The sequence below is a fragment of the Demequina sp. NBRC 110056 genome (assembly GCF_002090155.1).
In the GTDB taxonomy this organism is placed as follows: domain Bacteria; phylum Actinomycetota; class Actinomycetes; order Actinomycetales; family Demequinaceae; genus Demequina.
Genome location: NZ_BBRM01000003.1, coordinates 177,931 through 203,983 on the forward strand (window position 1 = coordinate 177,931; position 26,053 = coordinate 203,983).

Consider the following 26,053-nt stretch of genomic DNA (forward strand, 5'->3'; position numbering starts at 1 on the left):
AGGATGGCACCATGGGACGCCTCATCTACTCCGCGATCATGTCGGCCGACGGCTACATCGCCGACGCGACGGGCGACTTCGGCTGGGCCGAGCCGTCCGTCGACGCGCACCTCGCGATCAACGAGGTGGCGCGACCCGTGGGTACCTACGTGCTCGGCCGTCGCACCCACGAGGTGATGGCGGTGTGGGACGAGCTCGACACCCCCGAGAACGAGGGGCCGATGCGCGAGTTCGCTCAGGTCTGGGCTGGCGCCGACAAGGTGGTCGTGTCGTCGACGCTCGAGGCGGTGAGCACCCGGCGCACCACGCTGCGCGGAGACCTCGACCTCGACTGGCTGCGCGCCCTCACCGCGGACGCCGACCGGGACGTCGCCATCGCCGGCCCCACCCTGGCCGCGCCCGCGATCCGCGCGGGCCTCGTCGACGAGCTCCAGCTGTGGATCGTGCCCGCGATCGTGGGCGGCGGACTCGCGGCGCTGCCCGAAGGGGCACGCGCGGACTACACGCTCGCCGAGACCCGCGAGGTCGGCGGCTTCGTCTTCCTGCGCCTCAGCGCGACCAGGTAGCGCCTACATCTCCTCGTGCGTGTTGGGGTCGCCGTCGAACAGGCGCCCGTCCTCGCGGTGCAGACCGGAGATCGCGGCCATCTCCGCGTCGGTGAGCTCGAACGAGAACACGTCGAGGTTGGTCGCCTGACGCTCGGGCGTCGCGGACTTGGGCACCGGCACGTTGCCCAGCTGCACCTGCCAGCGCAGGATCACCTGACCCGGCGTGACGCCGTGTGCGGCGGCCGCATCGGCGACCGGCGGCTCGTCGAACGGCGCCTGGCGCTTGCCCAGCGGCGACCACGACTGCGTGAGGATGCCGCGCTCCGCGTGCACCGCGCGCATGCGCTCCTGGACGAAGTACGGGTGGAGCTCGACCTGGTTGATCGCCGGGGTGACGCCACTGTCGTCGACGATGTTCGCGAGGTGCTCGTCGGTGAAGTTGGAGACGCCGATGGTCCGTACCACGTCGCGGCGCTGCAGCTCGACCAGGCCGCGCCACGCGTCGCGGTACTTGTCGGTGATCGGGTTGGGCCAGTGGATGAGCAGCACGTCGATCCGGCCGAGCCCCATGCGGTCCATGGACTCCATGCCCGAGGCGATCGCGGACTCGTAGTCGTGGTGGCGGCCGGGCAGCTTGGTCTGGACGGTGAGCTCGGAGCGGTCGACGCCGTTGGCCTTCAGCCAGTCGCCCGCGGCCTTGCCGACCTCGGCCTCGTTGCCATAGTTCACGGCCGAGTCGAGCAGGCGGTACCCGGTGTCGAGCGCGGACGTGATCGCCGCGTGCGCCTCGTCCTCCTTGAGCGGGTAGGTCCCGAAGCCGATCGCGGGGATCTCTTGGCCGTCGTTGAGGGTGCGCGTGGGAGCAGTCATGTCTCCAACCTACGCCGGTCCACGGGGTGGCCCGGACGGAGGGCCGATGCGCGCGCTAGCTGCCCGTCCGGGCTCGCCTCAGGAGTCGAGGGCGGTCTCGAGGGCGTCGGCCTCGCTGCGGATCGTCGCCTCGGGCACGAGGGAGGAGGCGTCCGCGATGAGCAGCGAGCTCCACGCGGCGAGACGCTCGGCCGCGAGGCCCGACTCGATGAGCTCGGCCTCGAGGCGCTCGAGCTCCGCCTCGTAGAGCGCCGCGAACTCGTCGACTGCGAGGAAGCGCTCCGCGAGGATGTTGGAGCCGCCCATGCCGCCACCCATGCCGCCGCGTCCGCCGCCCGGGTTTCCCTCGCCGCCGGGCATGCCCTGAGCGCCCGCGGTCGCGTCTCCGGGCCGTGCCGGCATCTCGGCGCCGTCGGGGAGCTCGGTCAGGTCGCCGCCGCCGGGAAGGGTCGAGGGATCGAAGTCCTCGGGCAGGTCCGAGGGGTCGAAGCCCTCCGGCGGCGTGCCGCCGCGCTCGCCCCAGCCCTGCGGCGCCTCACCGTCCTGCCACTCGCCCACACCCTCGTCGGGAGCCGTGCCGTCGGGCGCGGCCCCCGCGCCCGCATCGGCCCTCCCGAAGCCGCCCCCGCCGCCGGGTGAGGCGCCGAACGCGAGGTTGAGGTCCCAGTTGACGACCGTCATCTGTGCGGCGTCGGGGTCCCAGTAGAGGTAGGCGTTGTTCCCGGGACCGTCGATGTCGTCGGTGTTGCCGACCAGGTCCTGGAACGCGAGGTAGGTCGCGAAGGCGTCGACGTCGAGCCACGAGCCGAGGTCGGACGCGAAGGTCGCGTCGTCCGACTCGTTGACGAACTGGAGGAAGTCGATGAGCGGCTGGTAGTCGTCCTCGCCGCCCTCCTGGTCGAAGGACTCCGTGTAGAGCGACGGGTCCTCGCCCAGGTAGTCCCAGGTGCCGCCGGACTCCGCCTTCCACAGCAGGCCATCGCCCAGCTCGCGCTCCATCCAGGCGTCGTTGGGGTTCTCGACGATCAGCCGCAGCGTCTCCTCGGAGCCGTTCATGCTGACGGTCGCCGCGACGGCCTCCTCGGCCGCGAGTCCCGCCGCCTCGAGGAGGTCCAGCGCGAGCGCCTCGTTCAGAGACGTCTCCGACGAGTTCGAGCGGATCACCAGCTCGGTCGCTCCGTCGAGGGACTGGCCGTCGACGTACTTGTCGAGCCGGATGATCCACGGCAGCGTCTCCGGGTCGTCCTCCGCGCTCGCTCCCCGCAGCGAGGAGTTGCCCTTGAGCTTGAGGCCCACGTTCTCGAACGTCGTGCCGTCGATGGTCGCGGTCGCGGAGATCCACACCTTCTCCCCGGACTCCGTGTACGCAGACATGAGCGCCTCGTAGTCGGACTCGTCGTAGGCGAGCTCGATCGCGTGCAGCTCGGACGAGTCCCACACCTCGGGGGTGTCGGCGTCGAGGACCGCGACGTCGCCGGCCGCCGACGTCGCGCCCGCGAGGGACGCGGTCTCGCTCGAGGTCGCGGTGCACGAGGCGAGCACGAGCGAGCCGGCGATGACGGAGGCGGCGATGCGGACCGGGGTGGGGAATCTCATGCCCGCCAGTCAACGGGGCATTCCTGGGAGCCGGCTGGGAACGGACGGGGAGTTGGGGCACAGCGCGTGAGTTCGGCACTGACCGTTCGCACGAGCGTCAGTCGCGAGCGCCCGGATGCGCGGTCGCCGCCCACCGTCGCCGGACGGTCAGTCGGGACGGTGCGCGGGCCTCGGGTCAGAGGCGCCGGCCCTCGCGCAGCGCCTGTCGCAACGAGGGGATGACCACGCCGTCGCTGGCCATCAACGCGCGCGTCCGGCGTCGCGAGCGCAGGATCCCGGCGACACCGATCACCCAGGGCACGGCCATCGCGGTGAGCGCGATCCGATAGTCATCCAGGGTGTACTCCGAGGTGCCGGGGGAGACGACCTGAAGGACCGCGCCCACGAGCGCGACCGACAGCACGGTCGCCGCGAAGCCGCCGATGTTCGCGAAGCCCGTCGCGGTGCCGAGCCGCCCCCGAAGCCCGAAGGTGCGGGCATAGTCCATGCCGATGAGCGACGCCGGGCCGCCCGCCCCGAGGACGACGATGAGCGCGGCGAGCTGCCACATCGGCCGCGGCCCGGAGGGGATCAGCACCGTCGCCCACGCGATGGCCGTCGCCGTCGCCGCGCCGAGGCTCAGCCACGAACGGCGCAGCGGGTGGCGCGCCGTGAGGGTGCCGATGATGGGGGCGCTCGCGATGTTGGTGATCACCAGCAGCGTGAGCAGGCCCGACGCCTCGGCGGTCGACAGACCCTGACCCTGCACGAAGAACGGCACCCCCCACAGCAGGGCGACCGTGTTCGCGGAGAACAGGCCCGTCCAGTGGGTCCAGAAGCCCAGCCTGACCCCGGGAGGGCGGATGGCGTCGCGGATGCTGGCGGGCGCATCGGCGCTGTGTGTTCCGGGGCTGTGTGCACTGGCGCTGTGGGAAGGAGTGGGAGGCCCAGCGGGCGCGACCTCGCCCTGCGCGCCGGCGACCGACGGCACGGCGTGGTGGGCGTGGTCGACGGGAGGCATGCGGATCTGCCACAGCGACATGGCCGCGGCGGCGAGGCCCAGGGCGGCGAGGATCGAGAACGCGGCGTTCCAGCCGCTCTGGTGCAGGAGCCACGCGACGGGGATGGCGCTCGCGATCTGACCGACCTGGCCGAGCATCCCCAGGATCTGGACCATGAGCGGCGCGCGCCGCGGCGGGAACCACTCGGATACCAGGCGCGTCGCGGCCACGAAGATGGGCGCGTCGCCGGCGCCGATGAGCACCCGCGCGAGCAGCGCGAGCCAGATGGTGTCCGCGAAGGCGAGGGTGAGCTGGCCGGTGCCCATGATGAGCGAGCCGATGACGAGCATGCGCCGCGGGCCCAGACGGTCGAGGAGCGCGCCGGCAGGCAGCTGCAGCGACGCGTAGACGCTGATCTGCACCACCGACAGCATCGACAGGCCGATGGCCTCGACGCCGAACCGGTCGAGCGCTTCGACGCCCGCGATCCCGAGCGACGTGCGCTGCACGATGGCGACGAAGTAGATGAACGCCGCCGCGCCGAGGACGGCCCACGCGGCGCGGGGCGTGGCGCGTGCGGCGACGTGCGACATGGCGGCTCCTCGGGTGACGGTCCTCCGCTAGTGTCCCAGCCCGCCCCGTCGTGCGTGACCGCGGTCGCAGCCCGCGCATCGGCGTCGCCTCTACTCATTCGCCCGCGCTCACTACTCAATCCCCCTGGTGAGCACCCATGCCCGCGCGCCGCGAACCTACAGTGACGGCGACAGCCGACGTGCCGAGAGTGGGGGCGGACCATGGCGCTGAGTCGACAGGGGTGGGTACAAGCGGTCGCGGCGATCGGGATCGCCGGCATGCTGGCGAGCTGTGCCGCCGGCGATGCCGAGGATGCGGGCGCTGAGGCACCCGCTGCCGAGGACCTCGCGCAGGTGGCGGACGAGCCCGAGGGTGCTGATGCTCCGGCGGCGGACGACGAGGCATCACAGCGCATCGATGAGACGGCCGATGAAGCCGACGCGGCTCCCGCCGATGCCGCTGAGGACGCGGCCGGGAGCTCGTCGCAGGCGGGCGAGGCCACGCTCGAGCTCGACGGCAGGACCTACGGCTTCACTGCCACTGGCGAGGCCGTCGACGGCATCTGCCGGATCCTCTACGGCGGCATGGTCGCGTCGATGATCCTCACCTCGATCGATGGCGAGGAGGCGCCGGACGACGCCGGCCAGCTCCAGCTCACCGTGTACCCCGAGGACGTGGCCGCCGAGCAGGGCATCGTCAACGAGTTCGTGGCGAAGCTGCCCAGCTACGGCATGCTCGCCGCGTCCGATGAGGCGCTCCCGGGCTTCGGCGTCGAGCCGCCGCCGGTCGCCCTCACGTACGCCGACGCCTCGGTATCGGGTGAGCAGCCGCTGATCGACTTCACGGGAGCGAAATTCGAATCGAGCGTCGAGGTGGCGTGCTCATGAGGCCAGCGGTGACGGCCGTGGCGACCGGGGCTCGCCAGCTCGCGGCGATCCTGGGGGCGACGCTGGTGCTCGCGCTCGGCGCGACGGCCGCGACCGCCGACGACAGCGAGGGCGGTGTGCTGCCTCCCGACCCAGCGTGGATCACCGCGTTCTCCTTCGATCCGGACATGATCGGCGCGAGCGATGACGTCTCCGAGCCCACGCGAGTGGGCTTCAGCGTGGGCGTGGCCACGTCCTGCGCTGACTTCGACTTCGAGGCGCAGTGCGCCAACTGGACCTTCCGCATCCGCAACATCGAGGTGTGGTCGCCATCCCTCACGCAGGTGGCCAGGGGGTCATTCACGCTCAGCAGCTATGGCTCGGGGCACGGTGTGGTGACCTTCCCCGCCAATCCCGAGGCCGGCACGTGGCGTCCGATCCTCTACAACCTCGACGCCGGGCCCGACGGCGGCGGCGACTACGAGGTGAGGTTCACGGACCTGGTTCCGCCCGGCGTCGACGGCGGGATCGAGTACGTGGGCTTCCCCGACGCGCCGGCGGTCCAACCCGAGTTCGTCGTGCTCGCGTCCTGCGACGGTTGCGGCATCGACGACGTCGGGCCGGTGGTCACCGCTCTCGGGCTCAGCCCGGCGGCCGTGGCGCCCGGCGCAGCTGTCGAGGTCGCCGCGACCGTGTCCGATGCGGACACCGGCGGTGGCGTGATCGCGAGTGCGCAGTGGCGGATCGACGGAGGTGCGTGGTCGCCGATGAGCGCCGTCTCCGGCACCTTCGATGCCGTGACCGAGGACGTCGCGCACACGATCGACGGCGACGCGCTGCCCGGGGAGGGCGACCACGAGATCTGCGTGCGCGCCAGCGACGCGGCGGGCAACTCCGGGACGGAACGTTGCGAGACTCTCACCGTGTCGGCTGCCCCCACGGGAACCATCCGAGGACTGCTGACCGATGGCGCCACCGGCGAACCCATCGGGGGCGCGACCATCTCGGTGAATCCGCAGACCACCACGGGTCCCGACGGGTCCTACGAGCTGACCGGGGTGCCCCTCGGCCCGGTTCAGGTCACGATCTCAGCGCCCGGCTACGGGACGCAGGTCGTCACGGTCGACGTCACCGAGGGGCAGGCCGTGAACCTCGACCTCGCGCTCATCTCCGTGGCCACCGCCCCGGACGAGCCGGCCACCGCGCCCGCGAACACGCCTGCCGATGCGCCTGCCGACTCGGACACCGACGGTGCTTCGGGCGCGGCCCCGGCGACGCCCGTGGTGACGTCCACGGACCAGCTCGCGCTGACCGGACGGGCCGAGACCGCCGCGCTCCTCGCGCTCGCGTGCGCGCTGATCGTGACCGGCGTCGCGCTCCGCGTCAGGGGCGCGAGGCGCCTGGCTCCGCGCTAGCGGTCGCACCGCCGAGGAGGGCGGCGAGCTCGCGTCGCCCGGAGACCTCCCAGGCGCGGTACGCGGATCCCAGATGGTTGTCCACCGTGCGCACGGACAGGAACATGTCCTGGGCGATCTCCGCGCTCGATGTCCCCGCGGCGGCGGCGATCGCGACGTCGAGCACCCGCTCGGACACGCCCGGTGACGGCCGGGCCTCAATCGCGGGAGTGCGCATCGGCTGGCACGCTCGCTGCCACGCCGCCGACTGCACCGCGGCTCGGGCCGAGGCGGTCTGATCGCCCAGGTGCTCGAGCAGCATCGCTGCCTGAGCCTGCGTCTCGATCGCGAAGAGGTGCGCGCCGCAGGCGGCGAACCTGTGGGCGACGTGCTCGAGCTGCCCTGCGTCGCGAGCCGCGGTCGCACGCGCGTGATCCGTCATGATGTCGAGCAGGCGCACCGCAGACGTCCCGTCACGAGCGAGCGCCATGCTCGAGGCGACCTCCGCGAGGTCGACCGAGCCGTGTGGCGCGGTGGGGGTCCACAGCCGCACGGCATCGTGCAGCGCGTCGATGGCCCACGAACGGTGCTGTCGCTGGAGGGTGCGGTGGCCCGCCTCGACGGCGATCTCGCTCGCCAACCGAACGTCGCCACGCGCGGCCGCCATCCAGACACGTCCGCGGTCGATCCAGTGGCGATTGCGCACGTCGCCGCGGCGGGCCCATGCCTCCTCGACACCATGGAGGTCGCGCACGTCGCCGGCTAGCGCCCGCGCCATCGCGTCGGCGCCGAGCACCGAACCCTCGATGTCGAGGAGCGCGGCCGATGCGCGACGCGCGATCGCATCTGCGCTCGCTCGGCCGGCGTCCTCCGCTCGTCCGCGGGTGCAGGCGACCACCGTGGCGAACACCTGCCACAGCCAACGCATCTGTGCGCGCGACGGGTCGGCACTCGCGTCGGCGCACCGCACGCTCGCCTCCTCGCAGCGCCCGTCGAACAGCAGGCTCTGTGTCAGGGTGATCTCCAGCTGATCGCGGGCGAACGGCATCGCCGGGCCGGCCCGCTTGGCGTACGTGAGACCCTGCTCGACGTCCTCCTCCATCGACGAGCAGGTCCCCCTCATCGCCTCCGCGACGGTCAGGCTCACGTAGGCGGACGCGAGCGTCGCGTGGTCCGCCTGGGGAAGCTCGAGGGTGCGCCGCGCCGCGGCGATGGCGGGCTCAAGGTCGCCACCCATGGCGGCGATCACGCCGCGTTCGGACTCGAGTCGCGCCGCGATGGGGCCTCCCGCCGTGCGTTCCTGACCAGCGCTCAGCACGGCATCGGCGGCCGCAGGGTCCTGGAGGCCGAAGGCGAGGTTGAACGCCCGCGCCGAGGCGACGTTGCCCGCGACCGGTGCGTCGACAGCCGCAGGCTCGATCTCAGCGAACGCCGCCTCGGCCTCCACGAAGCGCCTCTGCTGCATGAGCGCCAGCCCGCGCAGCAGCGCGCGCCGCGACCGCTCGATCCTGTCGGCGACTGTCGTGAGGAGCCGCTCCGCGAGCGCGCCATCCTGGCGGAAGAGCGCTGCCTCCACTCCGGACACCGCGACGTCGACATCCATCCGCTGTGCTGCCTCGTCCTGCCACAGCGCGGCGCGCAGCGGGTCGACGGACGCTCCGGTGGCCGCCGCGGCGCGCACCAGGCGGTGGCACAGCGCGCGCCTGCGGTCGGCGTCGATGCCGTCGCGCAGGACGTCGCCGTAGAGCGGATGCGCGGGCATCAGCACCTCCGCATCTCCCTGAGCGTCGACCTGGGCGGCGTGCCGCGCGAGGAGCGCGTCCACCGTCGCCCTGCTGGTGGCGTGCTCCAGCACGGGGTGAGGCACCGGCGCTCCCACCGCGAGCAGCTCCATCGCGTCCGAGAGCTCGGGTGGGAACGCCGCGAGGCGCTCCCGTGCGAGCGCGCGCAGGCGGGCGAGGGCGGGCAGCGCGGCGTCGCGCGCCACGGGTTCGGTGGGGGAGCCGGCGAAGGTTCCGTCGGCGAGCAGCTCGCGCACCATGAGCGGGTTGCCTTCGGTGAGGCTCCAGACGTCCTCGACCACGTCGACCGGCAGCCCCGCGACCATCTGGTCGGCGAGGGCGGCCGTCTCGTCACGTCGCAGCGGCTCCACTCGGACGCGCGCGACGATGTCCTGGCGCAGCGTCTCGGTGAGCGGAGGGGGCACGTCCGCGTCGTCGCGGACGGTCATGATGATGCGGGTCCCCGACGTGGAGGTCGCGACGGCGAGGAAGCCCACGGAGGTGGGATCGAGGTGGTGCGCGTCGTCGATCGCGATCAGGAGCCCTCGGTCGCCTCCGCGCGCGCGCGCGGCGGTGGCGAGCGTGGCCATGAGCAGCGACGGGTCGGAGGGCGGGGCCTGAGCGAGCAGTCCGACGAAGGGGCTCAACGGCACGTCCTGAGTCGCGGACGTGGCGAGGGTGTGGAACACCGAGCCACCGGAGCGCGCGTGGTGCCTCACGGCCTCTGCCAGCAGTCGCGACTTGCCCACGCCGGCGTCGCCATGGAGGACCGTCACCGGGCTCGAGGCGAGGAGCGCTTGCAAGCGCGCAAGCTCGGCGTGGCGGCCCACCAGCTCCCAGCGCATGCGTTCACCGTAGCCCGCGAGCCCTCCCGACCGCCGGGCTCGTCCCTCCGGGTGATGCCCCTCGTGCTTGCGGACGACGACGCGGAGCGGCCCCGCCGCCTACGTTGGTGGGCGACGGCGCGCCGCGCGCCGCCCGAGAGGAGCCCCGACGTGAGTCGCGTGACGGACCTGCCTGAGCCCACGATGGTCGAGGACCTCCTCCTGCTGCTCTTCGATCCGCAGCGGGGCTCCATCCGCGGCGAGGGACGCCTGCACTTCCCGCTCGGCGGGGCGGTCCTGTCGCAGCTCGCGCTCGAGGAGCACGTCGAGATCGACGATGGAGGCGCGTGGAAGGGTGCTCGCGTCATCGCGACGGGCTCCGGCCCCGAGGACCCGCTGCTGCGCGAGATGTGGCAGCGACTCGAGGCCAAGCCGCTCAAGGCGCAGAGCCTCCTGGCCGCTGCGGGCCCGAGGCTTCGCGGCCCCGTGCTCGACCGCCTCGTCGAGCGGGGCGACATCCGTCGCGAGCGCGGACGGTGGCTGAGGATCTTCCCGACCACGCACCTGAGCGACGGTGGAACGGGCCGGCGCGCCCAGGTGCTGGAGCCCCTCCAAGGGGTGCTGCTGGGCGGGGTGGAGCCGAGGCCGCGCGACGCGATCCTGAGCGCGCTCCTGTCCGCGAGCGGCAACCTCTACCTCATGCGCGACGACATCCCCTGGTCGGGCGACGTCCAGCGTCGAGGCCGCGAGCTCGAGAAGGGCGATTGGGGCGCCCGCGAGGTGAGCCGCGCGGTCGCGGCGGCCGCGGCGGCGGTGTCGGTGGCTGCCGTGGCGTCGACGGCGGCGATCGTCTCGACGCAGTAGGGCTCGACTCGGGAGCACAGGCCCTAGGAGCACAGGCCCTAGGAACACAGGACCCAGGAGTGCTCGGCCGCGCGGAGGTCGTCAGCCGCGCGGGTTGCTGGTCGCCCAGGCGGCAGCGCCCGCTCGCCCGGTGACGCCGAGCTTCCGGTAGATCGCGGACGTGTGGTGCATGACGGTCTTGGGCGTGATGAGCAGGCGGGCCGCGATCTGCTTGTTGCTCAGGCCCTCCGCGAGCGCCGCGAGCACCGCCTCCTCCCGCGCGGTCAGGTCGTGGCGCCGGCGCGGCCCTTCGTCCGGCGGTGCCGACGTCGCGCTGCGCATGCGCGCGAGCAGAGCTGCGTGGTCGAGGAGCATCGCCTGCGCCGTGGCGGTCCTCCAGCCGTCGTCGCCGAGCGCGGCGCGAGCGCCGGCGCAGGACTGCTCGAACAGCGTGGTCGCCGCGGGCGGCAGCCCGGCGCTGATGGCGCGGATGCGTGAGCCGAAGCCGCCATCCGCCAGCGCGACCGACTCCCAGTCGCGGCGGGCCGCGCTCCACCCTGCGAACATCACCACCACCGGGGTGACGGGCCAGCGCCAGCCGTCGACCGTCTGGAGCTTCGCCACCGCGCTGTCCAGCAGGACGCCCGCGCCGCTGACGTCGCCTGCGGCCATGCGCGCTCGGATCGCGTAGGGCGCGAACCACTGCAGGGTCCGCTCGTCGCCGATGCGCTCGGCCGCGTCGATGATGTCGCCGATCTCCGGCATGGTGTCGCCCGCGGTCACCTCCTCGGGCAGGGTGCGCAGGAGCGCGGCGGCGACGACCTTCATCCCCAGGTCGTCCGCCGCGAGGGCGCGGTCGTAGGCGCGCACGGCCCATGCGCGCGCCTCGTCGGCCTCGCCGGATGCGTGGTGGATCATTCCTGTCCACACATCGAACCGGCACGCGGTGGGCTGGTCCCGGAGCGTCTCTGCGAGCTCCCGGCCCTCGTCGCAGAGGCGGTGCATGCGCTCGGCGGGGAGGCTGCCGCGCCAGGACCGGACGACGAGGGCGAGCAGGCGCAGGCGGGTCACCGGATCGGCGGAGTCGCCGTAGGAGACCCACCGCTCGTTGGCGGCGTCGATGCGGTCGACGTCGCCGGGGGACTGGGCGAGCTCGGCGACGAGGGACGCCTCCCAGGCGCGCGCGAGGAATGCCGCCGGCGACTCGTCGTGCGCGAGGAGCGCGACCACGTCGCCCGCGAGGCGTGCACCCCGCTCGTCGGAGTGCATGAGCCACAGCGGCCCGAGCGCGGCGAGCAGCGCGGCGGCGTCGGGGGACCGCCGCTCGGCGATCGCCCGCAGCAGCGATGCCTCGACGTCCACGGCGACGGACGCGATCGCTGGGTGAGGGAAGCCCGCCTCGCTGCGGGCCGACGAGCCCGCGTGGCGCGCGAGCGAGGTGATCCAGGCGTCGACCTGTGCCCGCGCATCGGCCGTCGGGACGTCGGGCAGCCAGGACGCCTCGAGGAGGCGCCGCACGAGCGGGTCGACGCGGTAGCGCGTGGCGTCGTCGTGGGCCGGCGCGAGCACGAGGTGCGCGTTCACGAGGTGCTCGAGCGCGCGCGCCATGCGCTTCCTGGAGGTGCCCGCGATCGCGACGAGGTCGTCGAGAGTGACGCCGCTGTCGAGGGCCGCGAGGACGTCGAGCCCAGCCCGCGCATCGGCGCTCAGCTCGGCCACGGCCCCCGTGAGCTCCGCTGCCCAGGCAGAGGCGTCGCCCCACTCCACGAGATCGAGCTCCCGGCGAGCCTCGAGCGCCGCCGCGGTGTCGCGCGGCGGGTGCGCGGCGGCGTGGGCGGCGAGCGCCGCGAGGGTGCCGGGGTGGCCGCCCACGGCGGCCGCGATGTCGGCGATCGCCCGTTCATGCTCGGCGAGGTCGGCCGTGCGAGCGCCAGCGCGTGCCGCGTGATGGCGGTAGTGCTCGACCGACGCCTCGTCGCCGAGCGCCGCGAGCCGGATCACCCGCTCGCCGTCGCGGCCGGTGGGCGCGGAAGAGATGACGATGGTGGTGCCGCTCACGTCGTCCGCGGCACCGGCGATCCGCGGCCGGTCCGCTGGTGGCAGGTCCGCGACGGCAGCCGCAGCGAGCGCGCGCCGCCCCGAGCCAGGCAAGCCGGTGAGCGTGAGGATCGCGGTGTCGGGGTCTCGCGCCCACGCGCGCACGAGTGCGAGCTCCTCGCGGCGCGCTTCCTCGATCATCGTGATCCACACCCTAGCGGCGCGTCGCACGCGATTCTGTGGAGGACCCGGGCATTTGCCCGATGTGCGCCGCGCGCATCCGGTGATTCGATGGCCGCATGCTGAGGGGACACGGGGACCGCACGCCGCGCGTCCGATCGTCTCGCCTCAGCGGCGACTCCTCGCCGCAGGTCTCGTCGCCGTCGCAGGCGCGAGACCGGGCGCGGTCAGCCCAGGGGGGAGGCCGAGGGGGCGGCGCCGCTGGTGGCGTCGTGACGGCAACGGTCACGGCGTCCCGCGCGCCGACGCACAGGGACGCCGTCCGCTCACCTGAGCGGGCGGCGGCCCTTCGCGGTTCGCCGCCGGCGTTCAGCCGACCTCGGTGACGCCCTCGTAGAGCCCGACGACGTTGCCGTCTGGGTCCTGGATCACCGCCCACCAGCTGGTCTCGGTGATCTCGGACTTCTCCATCAGCACCGTGGCTCCCTGGCTGCGCGCGACGCCCAGGGTGTGATCGATCGAGTCGACCTCGACGTAGCTGCGCGGCTGAGCGAAGTCCTCGGACCGGGGCGCCAGCCCGCCGCCGCTGATCTTGTTGGGCGCTTGCCACATGGGGTAGTCCTCGAAGCCGGGAGGCGCGGAGATCTCCCAGCCGAACAGCAGGTGGTAGAAGTGCTTGGCCCTGTCCATGTCGGACACGGGGATGTCGATGTGGGTGATGTCGCCGTGCGCCATGTCGCTCTCCTTGAGGTGGGTGCTGACCGTCTCAGTATGGGGTGGTCGGGGCGCCGATGCGCGGGCGGGGCAGCGCCCGCAGCCGGGCATGCCTGCGGCCGCCGACCCAGGAGAGGGAGGCCGGCGGCCGCGGTGGTGCAAGGTTCCCGCCCGCCCCTCAGGTGACGGGCGGGAACCGGTCTGGGGGCTGCTTACTCGCTCGGGGGCAGCAGCACGGCGTCCACGAGGTAGACGGTGGCGTTGGCGGTCTGCACGCCGCCGCACAGCACCATCGACTCGCCGTTGACGGTGAGCTCGTCGCCCGAGCCGGTCACCTCGAGGTCGGCACCGTTGACGGTGGTCCAGGTGCCGGTGATGTCGGCGGGCTCCACCTGGCCGGGCACCACGTGGTAGGTGAGGATCGACGTGAGCAGGTCAGCGTCCTCCTGCAGCGCGGCGATGGTGTCCTCGTCGATCGCCGCGAACGCGTCGTCGACCGGGGCGAACACGGTGAACTCGTCGCCGTTGAGCGTGTCGACCAGGTTCACGTCGGGGTTGAGGCCGCCGCTCACTGCGGACACGAGGGTGGTGAGCATGGGGTTGTTGGACGCCGCGACTGCGACCGGGTCCTGCGACATGCCCTGGATCGAGCCGGCGCCGTCCGGCACCGCCTCGTCGTAGTCCATGCATGCCGGGCCCACGAGGTTGGCGTACGGGTCCATGGACATGGCGTCCTCCTCCATGGCGTCCTCGGTCATGGCGGGGTCGGTGGTCTCCTCCATGGCGGGTGCCTCGGTGGTGGGGGTCTCCGCTGCGTCGTCGGACGCGCTGCAGGCGGACAGGGCGAGCGTGCCGGCGAACGCCAGCGCGATGCCGGTCGAGAACTTCGTCTTGCTGGTGAGCATGACTTCCTCCGTGTGTCGTGGACCTGGGGTCCTGGTGCAGCGCTCCGGCGGAGCGCCCCGCCGCCTGTCGACGGCGTTCACAGCCCGGTTCGCCTGGCCTGGAGGGGCGGATTGGTCGCCTTTCTCGACCGTCGTCGCGTACCGCTCACCACACACCTGGGACGCACGTGGCGCGCGGGACGCGTGTGCTCCACCGTCAGTCCCAGCAGCCCCACCAGCCCCCGCCGTGTGTTGAGCGGTACGGCGCCGGTTCTCCCGGGCCGCGTCAGCAGCGCCGATGAGCGGGCTGGGCCGGCCCGCCCCGTCACCCGGGCAATCCGGGCAGGGGGTTCGGGCGAACCGGGGTGGACGAAAGGACACCCCATGGAGCTCGTGCTCATCGGCCTGCTCGGCGGCCTCATCACCGGCATCTCGCCGTGCATCCTGCCGGTGCTGCCGGTCATCTTCCTCACCGGCGGCGCGCAGTCGGCGCGGATCCCCCAGGTCGACGCGATCGGCGCGGACGCGCTGCGCACGGGTGTTGCGGGTAGTTCCAGCGCGGCCGGTGCCGGCGCGGCGGGAACCACCGCGGTCGCGACCAAGCCGGCACGCGCATCGGCCGCCCAGCCGTCACGGTGGCGACCGTTCCTCGTGATCGCGGGGCTCGTCACCAGCTTCACGCTGGTGACGCTCGTGGGTTCTCTCGTGCTCGGCGCCCTCGGGCTGCCGCAGGACGTGATCCGGTGGATCGCGATGGCTGTGCTCGTGGCCATCGGCATCGGCCTCATCGTGCCGCGCTTCGCACACGTGCTCGAGCGCGCCTTCACGTGGGTTCCCACCCGCCGCGTGGACAACGGCGGCAACGGGTTCGGCGTCGGGCTCGCGTTGGGCGCGGTCTTCGTGCCGTGCGCGGGACCGGTGCTGGCCGCGATCATCGTCGCGGGCTCGACCGGCCAGATCGGCGTGGGAACCGTGCTGCTCACGGTGTCCTTCGCGGTGGGTGTCGCGATCCCGCTGCTCGTGTTCGCGCTCGCGGGTCGCGGCGTCGCGGAGCGGGTGAAGGCCTTCCGCCGTCGCGAGCGTGGCTTGCGGATCGCCGCGGGCGTCGCGATGATCGCGCTCGCCATCGGGCTGGCCTTCAACCTGCCGCAGACGCTCCAGCGGCTCGTGCCGGACTACACCGCGCAGATCCAGCGGGACCTCACGGACAACGAGGAGGCGCAGCGCGCGCTGCAGCTCGGCGGGCTGGTCAACGAGGAGAACGAGGACCTGGACCAGTGCACCAACGGCGCGACCGAGCTCGAGAGCTGCGGCACGGCGCCGTCGATCAAGGGCATCGAGTCGTGGTTCAACACCCCCGGCGAGCAGGGCATCGATCTCGAGGAGCTCCGCGGCGAGGTCGTGCTCATCGACTTCTGGGCGTACTCGTGCATCAACTGCCAGCGGTCCATCCCCCACGTGGTCGCGTGGGACGAGACGTACCGCGACCTGGGCCTCAACGTCATCGGCGTCCACTCTCCGGAGTACGCGTTCGAGAAGGACGAGGGCAACGTTCGGGCGGGCGCGGAGGACTTCGGCATCACCTACCCGGTCGCCCTCGACAACAACCTCGCCACCTGGACCAACTACCGCAACCGGTACTGGCCCGCGCACTACCTGATCGACGCCTCCGGGACGGTGCGACACATCGCCTTCGGCGAGGGCAACTACGAAGCGACGGAGTCGATGATCCGCGAGCTGCTCGTCGACGCCGATGCGTCGGTGGCGCTCCCCGGCGAGACGGGGATCGAGGACGCGACTCCCGATGTCGGCTCGACCACCCAGGAGACCTTCCTGGGCACCTCCAAGGACGTCAACTACAGCGGCGGAGACCGCTACGCACCGGGCGAGGGAACCTACACGTTCCCTGATAGTCAGGCGGCCGACTCGTTTGCTCTGGATGGCGACTGGCAACTCGAGACGCAGTTTGCGACGCCGGCGGCCGCTGAGGCGCGGATGCGCTTGGACTTCCACGCGACCGAGGTGCGGATGGTGCTGGCCGGATCCGGCACCGTCACCGTGTCCCTCGATGGCGGGTCCGAACGCGAGATCGAGGTCGACGGCACGCCCCGCTCGTACGGCCTCTTCGACGACCTCGACGGCGAGCGGCACGTGCTCGACGTGACGGTCGGCGAAGGTGTGGAGGCCTACTCGTTCACGTTCGGGTGACGGCAGCACGGCCAGCGTCGGCGGAATAGCAGGGGCCTTCCGGGCGTCGTGATGAGCATGAAGATCCTCTTGATCGTCGTGCTCATCGCCGCCGTCGCGCTCGGCATCGTCGGCTTCCTCATCGAGGCGCTGCTGTGGCTCGCCGCGCTGGGTCTCGTGCTGTTCCTCGTGACCGCCGCGTACTGGTGGTTCAAGTTCCGCTCGTCACGCAGCAAGGACGTCGCCACGGCGCGCGAAGCAGCGTAGCGCTAGGCCGAGTCGACCTCTGAGGACCGCGCACGTGCGCCGGGGCGGGCCAGCGCTGCGGCGGTCGCCGCCACGACTCCGCCCACCAGCGCGCCGAGGCCGTTGAGGATGATGTCGTCGATGTCGGCCACACGGCCGCCCGTGTACTGGACGAGCTCGATGGCGGCTGACAGCACGACGCCGGTGGCCGTCGCGGCGACGAGCCGTGCCCAGAACCCGCCGCGCACCAGCCCGCCAACCGCGAGTCCCAGCGGCACGAACAGCAGGACGTTGCCGACGAGGTTCGCCCAGGCGACCCCTGAGCGGTGGTCGAGGCCGCGCTGGATCTCCTGGAACGGCACGAGGTTGACGCCTGGCGCGCCACCCGTGCTGTCGGTGAGCACGGAGCCCAGCGTCACGAGTCCGATGATCGCCAGGGTGAACACCAGCCCTGCCCAGAGGGCGTAGCGCACCCCGCGGCCGCGCGCGAGGCCGATCGCGAACGCCAGCACCACCGTGAGCGCGCCCAGCGCGAGCAACGGTGCGCCGACGTCGACGCCGTCGACGACGACGCGGGGGAGGGTGCCAGGGATCACGCCCACGCAACGCGCGCGCGGCCGCGCGGGTTCCTGGGCGTGTCCTGCTCGTGTGGCCTGGTGCTCTGTCACCATCGCACCAGCGAGAGGCGCCTTCCGGTGATCCTCACCCTCACAGAACCGGAGTGCCATGGTCGTCGAGCTGGTCTTCGAGGCGATCGCCGAGAGGTGGAGCCGGCGCGCGCTGCGTGCGCGAGTGCGGAGGCTGCAGGCCGAGGACATCCTGCTGGGCGCCGTCCGGGCGCCGGAGGCCGGCCTCGGGCGCTTCGGCACGGAGTGGCTGTCCAGCGAGTGGCGGGTATCGCCGGGCAGGCTGCGGTGCGGGTCCACCACCGTCGTGGCGTCGAGCGTCGACCCAGTCCGACGGCACGGCGCGCCGGGGGACTTTCTCCTTCCGCCCGGCGTGGACACGGTCGTTCTGACTCTCCGAGGGCCGGGCCCGACCGTCGAGGTCGCGATGCCCGCTGAGTCGGAGCCGTGGTTCCTGGAGACCTTGGCGGTGCCGGGCGGCGAACCTGCGCCGCCTCCGGGCCTCTAGGGCTCGATCGAGCGCCGCGCCGCGTCGAGCAGCGCCGCGAGCACTTCCGCGGGGATCGGGCGCGCCGCGGTGAAGGTGACCCCGGTCTTGGTGTGCTTGAGACCGGCCCCGGCGAGCGCATCGGCGCACTCGCTGATGGCCTCCGCGGGCAGGTAGAGCCCGCACTGCTTGCTGAAAGCGGAGTAGCCGGCGAGGGTCGCGCCGCCGAGGCGGAAGCCCGGCATGCCGTACGCGATCACCTCTGTCGCGTCTGGTGCCGCTGCGCTGATGGCCGCGCGCAGATCGCGCAGGAGCGGTCGGAAGCGCTCCGGCGCCGCATCGATGTACTCGTCGTGCGTCGTGGGCTCGCTCACGCTGCTCCTCCCCGAGAGGTGGGCCCCGTGGGGCTCGAACCCACGACCTACGGATTAAAAGTCCGCTGCTCTACCAACTGAGCTAGAGGCCCTGCACCAGCGTACGCGGCCCGAGCCAGCGCTCCGCGCCGCCTAGGGTGGGGCGTGTGACGAGCACGGCACCTTCCGCGGCAGCGCCGATGCGCGTGGCGGCCGCCCTGTGGGTGGCGGGCACCGCCTTCGTCATCATCAGCGCCGTGGTGCTCGACGACGGGGTTGGCAGGAACGTCGCGATCGCCCTGGTGGTGCTGGCCGCCAACCTCGCGATCCTCGGCGCCGCCCGGCGGCTCACGCGCGACCGCGAGCCCGGCGGCCGCATCGGCGCCCTGCTCGGCGTGGCGAGCGCCCTGCTGGCTCTGTTGTACCTGGGCCTCGGGATCTACAGAGTCCTCGGCGAGGGCTACGCGGTCTTCGGGTGACGACGCCGCGCGCTCAGGGCAGACCGACGGCGACGAACGCCAGAGCGGCAAGGGCGAGCAGCGCGCACGCTCCGGCGAGCGCCGCGACGGCCACGCCAGGGGCCGGCGCGAGGCCCGAGCCGTCGACCATCTCCGCGACGGCGCGGCGGTAGCCGCGGTTGGCGAGCAGGTACGCGCCGAGCGCCACCGCGACCACGACGAGCCCGATCGCGTAGGACACGGGCCCGATCTGGTCCGCGAGCACGCGCGCACCCACGGCCCCGCCGCCCGCGATCGCGAGCGCGGTGCGCCGCCACGACAGCAGGGTGCGCTCGGGCTGCAGCCCGTCGTCGAAGCGCGGGGTGCTCACACCAGCCAGCCGATGAGCAGCAGCAGCGCCGCGACGAACACGCCGGCGACGATCACCACCCCGAGTCCGGGGCCGGGCATCGGCGCGGCCAGGCGCATGGCCCGCTCGGCGCGCGCCCACCCCAGCCACGCCTGCGCGGCTGCGATGAGCCCGAGCAGCGCGAAGATCGTCGCCGCGGCGGCGCGCAGGCCCGGGTGCACGGGAAGGTCGAGGGCCTCGACGGCGACGCCGGCCGCGATCAGCGCCAGCGCGGTGCGCACCCACGCCAGGAAGGTGCGCTCGTTGGCCATCGAGAAGCGCGGGTCAGGTTCCTCTCCCACCGAGTACACGGAGCGCGGATAGCGGCGGTCGGTCACGGGCGGCTCCCTTCGGGGTGGACGCTCACCATCGTGGCACGGGGCTCAGGACTCGGCCGTGACGCCGAGCTCGCGCAGACCTCGCCACGCCATCTCGAGGTTGAGCGGCCGGTCGAGCGTCGCCCACAAGAGGCACTTCTGCAGGGCGATGGCGCGTACGCGGGCCTCGAGCCCGGCGTCGTCCACGCCCGTCGCCTCGCGATACGTCGCGATCGCCGCGTCGACGCCGGCGGCGGGCATCGCGGTGAAGAGGAAGGCGAGGTCGACCGCGCGGTCGCAGGCCGCCATCTTGCCCCAGTCGATGATGCCGGCGAACGCGCCGCGGTCGCCCAGGACGTTCGAGCCGTGGAGGTCGGCGTGCGACCACACCTGGTCGCGGGGCTCGTCCGCCGCGAGCCCGGCCTCCCAGAGCGCGTGGGCGGCCGCCGCGTCGACGCGGGCGCCGTCCGGCCCGCCGCGCTCGAGGACCTCGTTCAGCGCCCACCGCGTCTCCGCGGTGCGCTCGGCGAAGGGCAGGGACTGCTCGGGGTTGTGCCACGCATCGGCGGGCGCTGGGGCGTGGATCTGGGCGATCGCCAGCCCCAGATCACGGCCGGCCGATGCGCTCAAGGGCCTGGCATCGGCAGTGTCGCCCGGGACCCACGTCACCACGGCCCACGGCCACGGGTAGCCCTCGCCCGGCTCGCCGCGCGCGACGACGTGAGGGTAGGCGAACGTCCAGTCGTGGGCGAGCTCGGTGGTGCAGCGGATCTCGCGGGCGAGCGAGGCGACCGCGGCCTCGACCCGAGGCAGGCGGATCGCGAGCGCGCCTCCCAGCCGGAACATCGCCATGTCCCAGCCGTCGAACCGGTCGCCCAGCTCCTGGTCGACGAACTGCGGCGCCTGGGAGTCGACCAGCGCCCGGGCCGTCTCGAGCGAGATCGAGGCGTGGGCGGCGGGCGGACCGGTGTCGAGCGGGGTGTGCACCGGCGCATCGGTCATGCTCGCGACGCTAGCACCGCGAACAGTCCCGTCCCGGGCCCCTCGCCGGTGCTACGTGGCCGCCCGGCCCAGCAGCAGGTCCCGCTCCGCCGGGTTGTCCGTGAGCTCGGCGGCCGTCGCGAAGGCGACCCGCGCATCGGCGCTCCGGCCGAGGCGGCTCAGCAGCTCCCCGCGTGTCGCGTGCCACAGGTGGTAGCGCTCGAGCGGAAGGCCGTCGACGATGCCGAGCGCCGCGGCGGGCCCGCGCACCTCAGCGACCGCGACGGCGCGGTTGAGCTCGACGACCGCGGTGGGCGTGAGAGCGAAGAGCTGGTCGTACAGCGTGACGATCTGCGGCCAGTCGGTGTCCTCGAAGCGCACGGCGTCCGCGTGCACGGCGGCGATCGCGGCCTGCACCTGGTACTGCCCGGGCTGCCCGCGCCGCACGCACTCCAACACCAGCCGCCGCCCCTCGTCCGCGAGCCCCGCGTCCCACTGCGTCCGGTCCTGGTCGGCGAGCAGCACGATCGAGCCGTCAGGGGTGAAACGCGCGGGCCGGCGGGACTCGGTGAGGAGCATGAGCGCCAGCAGCCCGGCGACCTCGGGCTCCGGAAGCAGCGCGTGCAGCGCGCGCGTCAGCCGGATCGCCTCCGCCGCGAGGTCGGGGCGCGTCGCGTCCGTCGTGCCCGCGTAGCCCTCGTTGAACACCAGATAGAGGACGGCGAGAGCGCTCGCCAGCCGCGGCGGGAGGTCCTCCCGCTCCGGGACGCGATATGGGATGTTGGCCGCCGCGATCTTGCGCTTCGCCCGGGTGAGACGCTGCGCCATGGTGGTCTCGGGCACGAGGAAGGCCCGCGCGATGTCGCGCGTCTCGAGCCCCGCGATGAGCCGCAGCGTCAACGCGACGCGTGCCTCCATCCCGAGCGCCGGGTGGCAGCACGTGAAGATGAGGCGCAGCTGATCGTCCTCGACCGGCTCGTCGAGCCGCTCCGCGACGGCCGATGCGGGATCGGGCGTGGTGCCGTCGTCGCCGACCATCCGGGCCCGGCCCTGGTGACGCTGGTCACGCGTCGACTCGCGCCTGACGACGTCGATCGCGCGGTTCTTCGCCGTGGTGACGATCCACGCCGCGGGCGACGCCGGGATGCCGTCGCGCTCCCAGGTCTCCAGCGCTCGCACGAAGGCGTCCTGCACCGCCTCCTCGGCGGCGTCGATCGAGCCGAGCACGCGCACCAGCGTCGCGACGGCCTTGCCCGAGCTCTCCCGGAAGGTGGCCGCGATGCTCGAGCGCGCATCGGCCCCCACGCTCAGACCCCCTGGAAGGGGCGCACCTCCACCGGGCCGCGGCACGCGGCGGACGCCTCGGCCGCCCAGTCGAGGGCGGTGTCGAGGTCGGGCAGCTTGAGCACCCAGAAGCCGCCGATGCGCTCGCGGGCCTCGGCGAAGGGACCGTCAGTCGTCAGGGTCTCGCCCTCGCGCACCGTCACGGTGGTCGCGGTGTCGGGGGCCTCGAGCCCTCCCGCGAAGACGTAGATCCCCGCCTTCTGGGCGCGCTCGTTGAACGCCGCCGTGTCGCGCATCATCGCGTCGACGTCGAAGCTCGGGTCGAACAGCGGCTTGGAGTAGTCGTGGTGAACGCTGAACAGGTACTCGGTCATGGTGTCCTCTCCGGGCGGGCCGTTCCCGCCTCATGACCACTTCACGAATGGGGCGTCCCGGATTCGACACTAGGCGCGCAGAATCAGTTGCGCTCGCCGTAGCCTGGGGCGATGGACCTGGCAACGCTGCTCGAGGCTGGCACGTGGGCCGCCGCCCCCGTGTCCGCGCGGATGGCCGGCGGCCGTCTCGAGGTCGAGGCGCGGGAGGGCTCCGACGCGTGGCGGACGACGTCGTACGGCTTCATCCACGACGACGCCCACGCGCTGCTCGCACCGCTGGGCTCGTCCGAGGCGATCGAGGTCACCTTCCTGCTCGACTACGCCGAGCAGTTCGACCAGGCAGGCGTCATGATCCGCATCGACGAGTCCACGTGGATCAAGGCCGGCGTCGAGGTGTCCGACGGCGTCGCCCAGGTGGGCGCGGTCGTCACCCACGGGGTGTCGGACTGGTCCGTCGCGCCCGTGCCCGAGTGGGTCGGGCGCGAGGTGACCGTGCGGGCGTCGAGGGCCGGGGACGCCGTGACCATCCGCGCACGCGTGGACGACGAGCCGTGGCGGCTCGTGCGTGTCGCGCCGCTCGCGCCCGAGGCGGTCGCGGCGGCCGGCCCGTTCTGCTGCGCGCCCACGCGATCGGGCCTGGTCGTGACCTTCACGGGACACCGGCGCACGGAGGCCGACGCCTCGCTGCACTGAGCCGCGGACCGTCCGCCGCCCCACCCCCCCGGGTTCGTGTGGACCAGGCCCACGTGTGGGCCTCCGGAGCGCCCTGCGTGTGCCTGAGGGTCAGGCCGAGGCCGCGGGAACCCTGTCCGCAGCCCGGGTGATGGACGGGCTGGGTGTCCTGAGCGCATCGGCCTTCCCCAGGCGAGCCATGGACGCGACGGACCGCTCGAGGCGCGCGGGGGACGCGTGCCTGACCTCGGGGATGCGCTCGACGCCCACGGTCGTGACCCCGACGTACCAGAGCGTCGCGACCTTGAGGGCGCGCACGGCGGCGTCGCGGTACATCCACCAGTTCCACCAGCGCGGCGAGTCCATGGTCATGACGATGCGCGCCGTGCGGCCCGTCAGCAGCTTGGCCCAGCCGCGGCCGTCCTTGTAGCGGAACGCCGAGCCCGACAGGATGGCGCGGTCGATCCAGGACTTGAACGCCGCGGGGTAGGTGCCCCACCACTGCGGGAAGAAGAGGGCGAGGTGGTCGGCGGCGTCGATGCGCGCGACGTGGGCCGCGATCGCCGCGTCGAGCGTCGGGTCGTCGTCGGTGCGGGGGACGCGCAAATCCTGGCGCACGGCGGGGTGCTCAGGGATGGCGTCCCGGGCGAGGTCGACCACGTCCACCTGGGCTCCGGCGGTGCGCGCGGCGTCGATGTATGCGTGCGCGAGGGCGTGGTTGAGGCTGTCGGCCAGCGGGGTGCCGATGACGACGAGGATGCGGGTCATGAGAGAGGTCCGTTCTGTCGCAGGATCGAGATCAGGGAGTTGAGCTGGTCGTTGAGCACGGCCGGGTCGAGGCCTTCGGCCGCCGGGTGCGCGAACAGCGCGGTGAACTGGGCGTCGAGGTCGCGGCCGGCGCGGTCGACGAGGTCGCGTCCCCGCTCGGTGACGGCAAGCACGACGCGGCGGCCGTGGTGGGGGTCGTGGGCCGTGGTGACCCAGCCGGCCTCGACGAGACCCGGCACCCGCTTGCTCACCGCGGCCTTGGAGACGCCGAGGCACTCGGCGAGCGTGGTGACGTCGGTGGGCTCGACGTCGGCGAGAGTGGCGATGAACACGAACTGGCTGCCGGTGACGCCGTACTTGGCGGTCAGCAGCGAGTCGGCGGACATATCGAGCACCTGCACGAGCTCGTGGAGCGTGAAGGTCAGCTTGTCGGACATGTCAACCAGTTAACTTGTTGGCGGGCGAGTTGTCAACGGGTTGACATGTGGAGTGCCTGGGAGTGCCTGGGAGTGCCTGGGAGTGCCTGGGAGTGCCTGGGAGTGCGAGGTGGGAGCTTGTGCGGAGGGGCCCGTGCGGAGGGCCGATGCGCGGGCTGGGCCTCAGAGACCCGCGAGCAGGAGCGCGGCGAAGGCCAGCGCGCCGAGGCTGAGGGTCCAGCCCATCGACCGCTTCCACAGCGCGACGGCGACCGCGACGATCGCCGCGATGTGCCACGCGCCGAACGCGCGCCACTCGCCCGCGTCGAGGAACAGCGAGTTCGCGACGATCGCGGCCATCGCGGCCGGCGCGACGAGGGCGAGCGCCTTCGAGACTCGCGGAGGGAGCTCGCGGTCGCCGCCGAGCAGCACGATGCCGGACAGGCGGATCGCGTACGTGCCGATCGCGGCAAGCGTGAAGACGATGAAGGCGGTGAGGGTCATGGGTCGTGCGCCTCCGGAGCGGCCTCCGGCGGGATCTCGCCGGGCCGGTTGCCCTTGCGGTCCGGCACGAACGAGCCGAGCGTGATGCCGGTGAGCGCGCCGGCGAGCACGTTGAGCCCGTAGGGCAGGTCCTTGAGCAGCAGCACCACGGCTACCGACACGCCCGCGGCGGTCACCGCGGGCCACGTGCGCAGGCCGGGCACCATCACCGCGATGAACATCAGCGGCACGATGAACCCGATCTGCCAGGACTCCGGGATGACGGGGCCCAGGATCACGCCGGCCGCCGTGCCGAGGATCCACACCAGCACGAACGGCCCCGAGACGCCCAGGATGAACCAGCGGCGGCGCACGGGGTCGGGCCAGCGCTCGGCCTCCATGCTCGACACCGCGGCCGACTGGTCGGTCATGAGGTACGCGAGCGCGAGGCGCCACCGCAGCGGGAAGGGCGCGAAGATGGGCGCGAGGGCCGCCGAGTACAGGGCCAGCCGGGCGTTGATGACGAGCGCGGTGACGATGGCGATGATGGCGGGTGCGCCCTGGCGGAGCGCCTCGACGATGGCGATCTGGCTCGCGCCTGCCGTGACGGTCGAGCTCGCGTACGGCGCGAGCCAGCCCGCGAGGCCCACCACCTGGATCAGCGCACCGAAGGCCATGCCGAAGACCACGGAGCCCGGCATCAGCGGGGCGATCGCTCGCGCGCCCGTCCAGAAGTCGGCGCGCTGCTGCGGGCCCACGCCCCAGCGAGCGGGGCGGGCGGGCGAGGTCACCTCGACAGTCTCGCACGGGGGCTCGGTGCCAGTGGAGGTGCCATTGGAACCCGGCGGGTGTCCCGACGGTGCGGGGCACGTGCGCTGCGGGGGCGTGCACGAAGTCGCGGATCAGCTCGACGTGCAGTGCGGGTGCCATGCGGGGGGCGGCAGGCGTTGCGGGAGCAGATCCGCGACTTTGTGCAGGGTCGACCGGCTGGCGCGCGGTGGGATGGCGCGGCCCGGACGTGACGAGACCCCGGCCCGCCGTGCGGCGTACCGGGGTCTCGAAGGCGTTGGGCCTTAGCGGGCCTCGAAGGTGAGGCAGTCGGCGGTGTCGAAGGACGCGCCCACCTCGATGGCCTCCGCGGTGCACGACATCTCGTCGTTGAACTTGCAGTCGGTGCGGGTGCAGGCACCCACGCCGGCGGGGCCGGCCTTGCCGCTCTTGTGGTCGGTGTCGACGAACGTCGAGCAGTGGGCGTGGTCGCCCGAGACGTTGATGGCGCCGGCGTGGCAGCCGTCGTGGTTGAAGCCGCAGGTCTCGACCGAGCAGGACGAGACGATCGGCAGGCTGATCATGGTGGCCATGGTGTCCTCCTGGGCGTCGTGGATGGCTACGCCTCGAGAATACGCCCAAGAATGCGCGTTGTCACATTCTCAAATAAAGAAACCGACGTGTTTCCTAAGGAATAAAGAAACACCATTGTTCCGCAAAGGCGAGCCTTACCGCTGATCTACCGGGCATTTTGCTCACGGCGAGGGATTTACGTCGCCCGCGTGTTCCTTTTCCACCTCAGCCCGACGCTGCGCGATGAACGCCTCGCGACGCGTGCGATACTCGGCCTCCACCACGGCGTCGTCCCAGCCGCACTCGAGCCCGTCCTTGGCGCCGAACCGCTCGAGGTGGCCCACCACGATGCCCATCGTGCGGTAGACGTGGTCCGGCTCCTCGCCGCTGATGGCGTACTCGAGCGTCGAGGGCGTCACGGTGAGTGTCGCCACCACCTCCTCGTATCGCACCACGCCGCGCCCGTCCTCGAGCGTCACCTCAAGCTTCTCGCCCAGGTGGCTGGTGAGCTGCTTGAGGTAGCGCTGCCCGCGCTCGGTGCGAGCGCGCCCCGTCACGTCGATGGTCATGGTGTCCTCCTGA

The 26,053-nt window shown here is 72.6% G+C and carries 29 protein-coding genes and 1 tRNA gene; 9 read left to right on the forward strand and 21 right to left on the reverse strand.

Going from position 1 to position 26,053, the window contains the following annotated elements:
• Nucleotides 1–11 precede the first annotated feature (11 nt).
• Nucleotides 12–566, forward strand: coding sequence for a dihydrofolate reductase family protein (locus tag B7K25_RS05275; RefSeq protein ID WP_084104670.1), 555 nt, complete (start codon nt 12–14; stop codon nt 564–566).
• A 3-nt stretch (nt 567–569) separates the two neighbouring features.
• Here B7K25_RS05275 and B7K25_RS05280 read toward each other — a convergent pair whose 3' ends face one another.
• The 3 genes from B7K25_RS05280 to B7K25_RS05290 all read right to left on the reverse strand — a co-directional run bounded on the left by B7K25_RS05280 (nt 570) and on the right by B7K25_RS05290 (nt 4,587).
• On the reverse strand, nt 570–1,418 hold the full coding sequence (locus B7K25_RS05280; RefSeq protein WP_084104671.1) for an aldo/keto reductase: 849 nt from the start codon (nt 1,416–1,418) through the stop codon (nt 570–572).
• A 78-nt stretch (nt 1,419–1,496) separates the two neighbouring features.
• Nucleotides 1,497–3,014 (reverse strand): CotH kinase family protein, encoded by a 1,518-nt coding sequence (locus tag B7K25_RS05285; RefSeq protein ID WP_084104672.1) that lies wholly within the window; start codon nt 3,012–3,014, stop codon nt 1,497–1,499.
• Between the two features lie 175 nt (nt 3,015–3,189).
• Nucleotides 3,190–4,587 (reverse strand): nitrate/nitrite transporter, encoded by a 1,398-nt coding sequence (locus B7K25_RS05290; protein WP_084104673.1) that lies wholly within the window; start codon nt 4,585–4,587, stop codon nt 3,190–3,192.
• Between the two features lie 201 nt (nt 4,588–4,788).
• Here B7K25_RS05290 and B7K25_RS05295 point away from each other — a divergent pair, with 201 nt between their 5' ends.
• Both B7K25_RS05295 and B7K25_RS05300 read left to right on the forward strand, forming a co-directional pair.
• Nucleotides 4,789–5,454 carry a hypothetical protein gene (locus B7K25_RS05295; protein WP_144018859.1) on the forward strand — a complete coding sequence of 222 codons (666 nt, stop codon included), beginning with the start codon at nt 4,789–4,791 and terminating at the stop codon, nt 5,452–5,454.
• Nucleotides 5,451–6,848 carry a carboxypeptidase-like regulatory domain-containing protein gene (locus B7K25_RS05300; RefSeq protein WP_144018860.1) on the forward strand — a complete coding sequence of 466 codons (1,398 nt, stop codon included), beginning with the start codon at nt 5,451–5,453 and terminating at the stop codon, nt 6,846–6,848. Before B7K25_RS05295 ends, B7K25_RS05300 begins: the two co-directional genes overlap by 4 nt.
• On the opposite strand, the gene B7K25_RS05305 is transcribed toward B7K25_RS05300, so the two are convergent.
• A complete protein-coding gene (locus B7K25_RS05305) occupies nt 6,817–9,453 on the reverse strand; it encodes an AAA family ATPase (RefSeq protein WP_084104676.1) in 2,637 nt (878 codons plus the stop codon). The two genes, B7K25_RS05300 and B7K25_RS05305, sit on opposite strands and share 32 nt — an antisense overlap.
• Nucleotides 9,454–9,603: 150 nt before the next feature.
• Here B7K25_RS05305 and B7K25_RS05310 point away from each other — a divergent pair, with 150 nt between their 5' ends.
• Nucleotides 9,604–10,296, forward strand: coding sequence for a GPP34 family phosphoprotein (locus B7K25_RS05310; protein WP_159450122.1), 693 nt, complete (start codon nt 9,604–9,606; stop codon nt 10,294–10,296).
• Nucleotides 10,297–10,377: 81 nt separating this feature from the next.
• On the opposite strand, the gene B7K25_RS13535 is transcribed toward B7K25_RS05310, so the two are convergent.
• From B7K25_RS13535 to B7K25_RS05325, 3 genes are all read right to left on the reverse strand, one after another.
• Nucleotides 10,378–12,513: a LuxR C-terminal-related transcriptional regulator gene (locus B7K25_RS13535; protein ID WP_200807853.1), complete on the reverse strand. Its 2,136-nt coding sequence runs from the start codon at nt 12,511–12,513 to the stop codon at nt 10,378–10,380.
• Nucleotides 12,514–12,861: 348 nt separating this feature from the next.
• Nucleotides 12,862–13,227: a VOC family protein gene (locus B7K25_RS05320; RefSeq protein WP_084104678.1), complete on the reverse strand. Its 366-nt coding sequence runs from the start codon at nt 13,225–13,227 to the stop codon at nt 12,862–12,864.
• A gap of 191 nt (nt 13,228–13,418) precedes the next feature.
• Entirely contained in the window at nt 13,419–14,111 is a 693-nt protein-coding gene (locus B7K25_RS05325; protein WP_084104679.1) for a fasciclin domain-containing protein, read from the reverse strand.
• 363 nt (nt 14,112–14,474) lie between these two features.
• Here B7K25_RS05325 and B7K25_RS05330 point away from each other — a divergent pair, with 363 nt between their 5' ends.
• Nucleotides 14,475–16,298 (forward strand): cytochrome c biogenesis protein DipZ, encoded by a 1,824-nt coding sequence (locus tag B7K25_RS05330; protein WP_084104680.1) that lies wholly within the window; start codon nt 14,475–14,477, stop codon nt 16,296–16,298.
• 57 nt (nt 16,299–16,355) lie between these two features.
• Nucleotides 16,356–16,544: a hypothetical protein gene (locus tag B7K25_RS05335; protein ID WP_084104681.1), complete on the forward strand. Its 189-nt coding sequence runs from the start codon at nt 16,356–16,358 to the stop codon at nt 16,542–16,544.
• A 2-nt stretch (nt 16,545–16,546) separates the two neighbouring features.
• On the opposite strand, the gene B7K25_RS05340 is transcribed toward B7K25_RS05335, so the two are convergent.
• Nucleotides 16,547–17,119 carry a VanZ family protein gene (locus B7K25_RS05340; protein WP_159450123.1) on the reverse strand — a complete coding sequence of 191 codons (573 nt, stop codon included), beginning with the start codon at nt 17,117–17,119 and terminating at the stop codon, nt 16,547–16,549.
• A 130-nt stretch (nt 17,120–17,249) separates the two neighbouring features.
• Between B7K25_RS05340 and B7K25_RS13695 the strand changes: the two genes are divergently transcribed.
• Nucleotides 17,250–17,657, forward strand: coding sequence for a hypothetical protein (locus B7K25_RS13695; protein ID WP_084104683.1), 408 nt, complete (start codon nt 17,250–17,252; stop codon nt 17,655–17,657).
• On the opposite strand, the gene B7K25_RS05350 is transcribed toward B7K25_RS13695, so the two are convergent.
• Together B7K25_RS05350 and B7K25_RS05355 are read right to left on the reverse strand one after the other, a co-directional pair.
• Nucleotides 17,654–18,010 carry an iron chaperone gene (locus B7K25_RS05350; RefSeq protein ID WP_084104684.1) on the reverse strand — a complete coding sequence of 119 codons (357 nt, stop codon included), beginning with the start codon at nt 18,008–18,010 and terminating at the stop codon, nt 17,654–17,656. The genes B7K25_RS13695 and B7K25_RS05350 overlap by 4 nt on opposite strands.
• A gap of 19 nt (nt 18,011–18,029) precedes the next feature.
• Nucleotides 18,030–18,102, reverse strand: a tRNA-Lys gene (locus tag B7K25_RS05355).
• Nucleotides 18,103–18,156: 54 nt separating this feature from the next.
• On the opposite strand from B7K25_RS05355, the gene B7K25_RS05360 reads away from it, so the two are divergent.
• Nucleotides 18,157–18,468: a hypothetical protein gene (locus B7K25_RS05360; RefSeq protein ID WP_144018862.1), complete on the forward strand. Its 312-nt coding sequence runs from the start codon at nt 18,157–18,159 to the stop codon at nt 18,466–18,468.
• Nucleotides 18,469–18,481: 13 nt separating this feature from the next.
• On the opposite strand, the gene B7K25_RS05365 is transcribed toward B7K25_RS05360, so the two are convergent.
• From B7K25_RS05365 to B7K25_RS05385, 5 genes are read right to left on the reverse strand one after another with little or no spacing between them, the layout of a single operon-like run.
• Nucleotides 18,482–18,817: a DUF202 domain-containing protein gene (locus tag B7K25_RS05365; RefSeq protein ID WP_234988087.1), complete on the reverse strand. Its 336-nt coding sequence runs from the start codon at nt 18,815–18,817 to the stop codon at nt 18,482–18,484.
• Complete coding sequence (locus tag B7K25_RS05370) at nt 18,814–19,173, reverse strand: YidH family protein (protein WP_234988088.1); 360 nt, start codon at nt 19,171–19,173, stop codon at nt 18,814–18,816. The genes B7K25_RS05365 and B7K25_RS05370 overlap by 4 nt, the downstream gene beginning before the upstream one ends.
• A 45-nt stretch (nt 19,174–19,218) precedes the next feature.
• Nucleotides 19,219–20,154 carry a phosphotransferase gene (locus B7K25_RS05375; RefSeq protein WP_084104686.1) on the reverse strand — a complete coding sequence of 312 codons (936 nt, stop codon included), beginning with the start codon at nt 20,152–20,154 and terminating at the stop codon, nt 19,219–19,221.
• Nucleotides 20,155–20,205: 51 nt separating this feature from the next.
• A complete protein-coding gene (locus B7K25_RS05380) occupies nt 20,206–21,438 on the reverse strand; it encodes an RNA polymerase sigma factor (protein ID WP_371328283.1) in 1,233 nt (410 codons plus the stop codon).
• A gap of 2 nt (nt 21,439–21,440) precedes the next feature.
• Nucleotides 21,441–21,791 (reverse strand): YciI family protein, encoded by a 351-nt coding sequence (locus B7K25_RS05385; RefSeq protein ID WP_084104687.1) that lies wholly within the window; start codon nt 21,789–21,791, stop codon nt 21,441–21,443.
• A 111-nt stretch (nt 21,792–21,902) separates the two neighbouring features.
• Here B7K25_RS05385 and B7K25_RS05390 point away from each other — a divergent pair, with 111 nt between their 5' ends.
• Entirely contained in the window at nt 21,903–22,484 is a 582-nt protein-coding gene (locus B7K25_RS05390; RefSeq protein WP_084104688.1) for a DUF1349 domain-containing protein, read from the forward strand.
• A gap of 90 nt (nt 22,485–22,574) precedes the next feature.
• Here B7K25_RS05390 and B7K25_RS05395 read toward each other — a convergent pair whose 3' ends face one another.
• From B7K25_RS05395 to B7K25_RS05420, 6 genes are all read right to left on the reverse strand, one after another.
• The gene (locus B7K25_RS05395) at nt 22,575–23,231 is read right to left on the reverse strand and encodes an NAD(P)H-dependent oxidoreductase (RefSeq protein ID WP_084104689.1); all 657 of its coding nucleotides are present in this window, start codon (nt 23,229–23,231) and stop codon (nt 22,575–22,577) included.
• Nucleotides 23,228–23,668 carry a MarR family winged helix-turn-helix transcriptional regulator gene (locus B7K25_RS05400; RefSeq protein ID WP_084104690.1) on the reverse strand — a complete coding sequence of 147 codons (441 nt, stop codon included), beginning with the start codon at nt 23,666–23,668 and terminating at the stop codon, nt 23,228–23,230. Before B7K25_RS05400 ends, B7K25_RS05395 begins: the two co-directional genes overlap by 4 nt.
• A 162-nt stretch (nt 23,669–23,830) precedes the next feature.
• Nucleotides 23,831–24,151, reverse strand: coding sequence for an AzlD domain-containing protein (locus B7K25_RS05405; RefSeq protein ID WP_084104691.1), 321 nt, complete (start codon nt 24,149–24,151; stop codon nt 23,831–23,833).
• A complete protein-coding gene (locus B7K25_RS05410) occupies nt 24,148–24,921 on the reverse strand; it encodes an AzlC family ABC transporter permease (RefSeq protein WP_144018863.1) in 774 nt (257 codons plus the stop codon). The genes B7K25_RS05405 and B7K25_RS05410 overlap by 4 nt, the downstream gene beginning before the upstream one ends.
• Nucleotides 24,922–25,203: 282 nt before the next feature.
• A complete protein-coding gene (locus B7K25_RS05415; protein ID WP_084104693.1) occupies nt 25,204–25,491 on the reverse strand; it encodes a DUF1540 domain-containing protein in 288 nt (95 codons plus the stop codon).
• 162 nt (nt 25,492–25,653) lie between these two features.
• Nucleotides 25,654–26,040 (reverse strand): DUF2218 domain-containing protein, encoded by a 387-nt coding sequence (locus B7K25_RS05420; protein WP_084104694.1) that lies wholly within the window; start codon nt 26,038–26,040, stop codon nt 25,654–25,656.
• Nucleotides 26,041–26,053: the final 13 nt, after the last annotated feature.

Excerpts from the sequence above, each read along its gene's own strand:
- B7K25_RS05275 (WP_084104670.1), top strand. The coding sequence starts at position 12 with ATGGGACGCCTCATCTACTCCGCGATCATGTCGGCCGACGGCTACATC.
- B7K25_RS05280 (WP_084104671.1), bottom strand. The coding sequence starts at position 1,418 with ATGACTGCTCCCACGCGCACCCTCAACGACGGCCAAGAGATCCCCGCG.
- B7K25_RS05285 (WP_084104672.1), bottom strand. The coding sequence starts at position 3,014 with ATGAGATTCCCCACCCCGGTCCGCATCGCCGCCTCCGTCATCGCCGGC.
- B7K25_RS05290 (WP_084104673.1), bottom strand. The coding sequence starts at position 4,587 with ATGTCGCACGTCGCCGCACGCGCCACGCCCCGCGCCGCGTGGGCCGTC.
- B7K25_RS05295 (WP_144018859.1), top strand. The coding sequence starts at position 4,789 with ATGGCGCTGAGTCGACAGGGGTGGGTACAAGCGGTCGCGGCGATCGGG.
- B7K25_RS05300 (WP_144018860.1), top strand. The coding sequence starts at position 5,451 with ATGAGGCCAGCGGTGACGGCCGTGGCGACCGGGGCTCGCCAGCTCGCG.
- B7K25_RS05305 (WP_084104676.1), bottom strand. The coding sequence starts at position 9,453 with ATGCGCTGGGAGCTGGTGGGCCGCCACGCCGAGCTTGCGCGCTTGCAA.
- B7K25_RS13535 (WP_200807853.1), bottom strand. The coding sequence starts at position 12,513 with ATGATCGAGGAAGCGCGCCGCGAGGAGCTCGCACTCGTGCGCGCGTGG.
- B7K25_RS05320 (WP_084104678.1), bottom strand. The coding sequence starts at position 13,227 with ATGGCGCACGGCGACATCACCCACATCGACATCCCCGTGTCCGACATG.
- B7K25_RS05325 (WP_084104679.1), bottom strand. The coding sequence starts at position 14,111 with ATGCTCACCAGCAAGACGAAGTTCTCGACCGGCATCGCGCTGGCGTTC.
- B7K25_RS05330 (WP_084104680.1), top strand. The coding sequence starts at position 14,475 with ATGGAGCTCGTGCTCATCGGCCTGCTCGGCGGCCTCATCACCGGCATC.
- B7K25_RS05335 (WP_084104681.1), top strand. The coding sequence starts at position 16,356 with ATGAAGATCCTCTTGATCGTCGTGCTCATCGCCGCCGTCGCGCTCGGC.
- B7K25_RS13695 (WP_084104683.1), top strand. The coding sequence starts at position 17,250 with ATGGTCGTCGAGCTGGTCTTCGAGGCGATCGCCGAGAGGTGGAGCCGG.
- B7K25_RS05375 (WP_084104686.1), bottom strand. The coding sequence starts at position 20,154 with ATGACCGATGCGCCGGTGCACACCCCGCTCGACACCGGTCCGCCCGCC.
- B7K25_RS05385 (WP_084104687.1), bottom strand. The coding sequence starts at position 21,791 with ATGACCGAGTACCTGTTCAGCGTTCACCACGACTACTCCAAGCCGCTG.
- B7K25_RS05390 (WP_084104688.1), top strand. The coding sequence starts at position 21,903 with ATGGACCTGGCAACGCTGCTCGAGGCTGGCACGTGGGCCGCCGCCCCC.
- B7K25_RS05395 (WP_084104689.1), bottom strand. The coding sequence starts at position 23,231 with ATGACCCGCATCCTCGTCGTCATCGGCACCCCGCTGGCCGACAGCCTC.
- B7K25_RS05400 (WP_084104690.1), bottom strand. The coding sequence starts at position 23,668 with ATGTCCGACAAGCTGACCTTCACGCTCCACGAGCTCGTGCAGGTGCTC.
- B7K25_RS05405 (WP_084104691.1), bottom strand. The coding sequence starts at position 24,151 with ATGACCCTCACCGCCTTCATCGTCTTCACGCTTGCCGCGATCGGCACG.
- B7K25_RS05415 (WP_084104693.1), bottom strand. The coding sequence starts at position 25,491 with ATGGCCACCATGATCAGCCTGCCGATCGTCTCGTCCTGCTCGGTCGAG.
- B7K25_RS05420 (WP_084104694.1), bottom strand. The coding sequence starts at position 26,040 with ATGACCATCGACGTGACGGGGCGCGCTCGCACCGAGCGCGGGCAGCGC.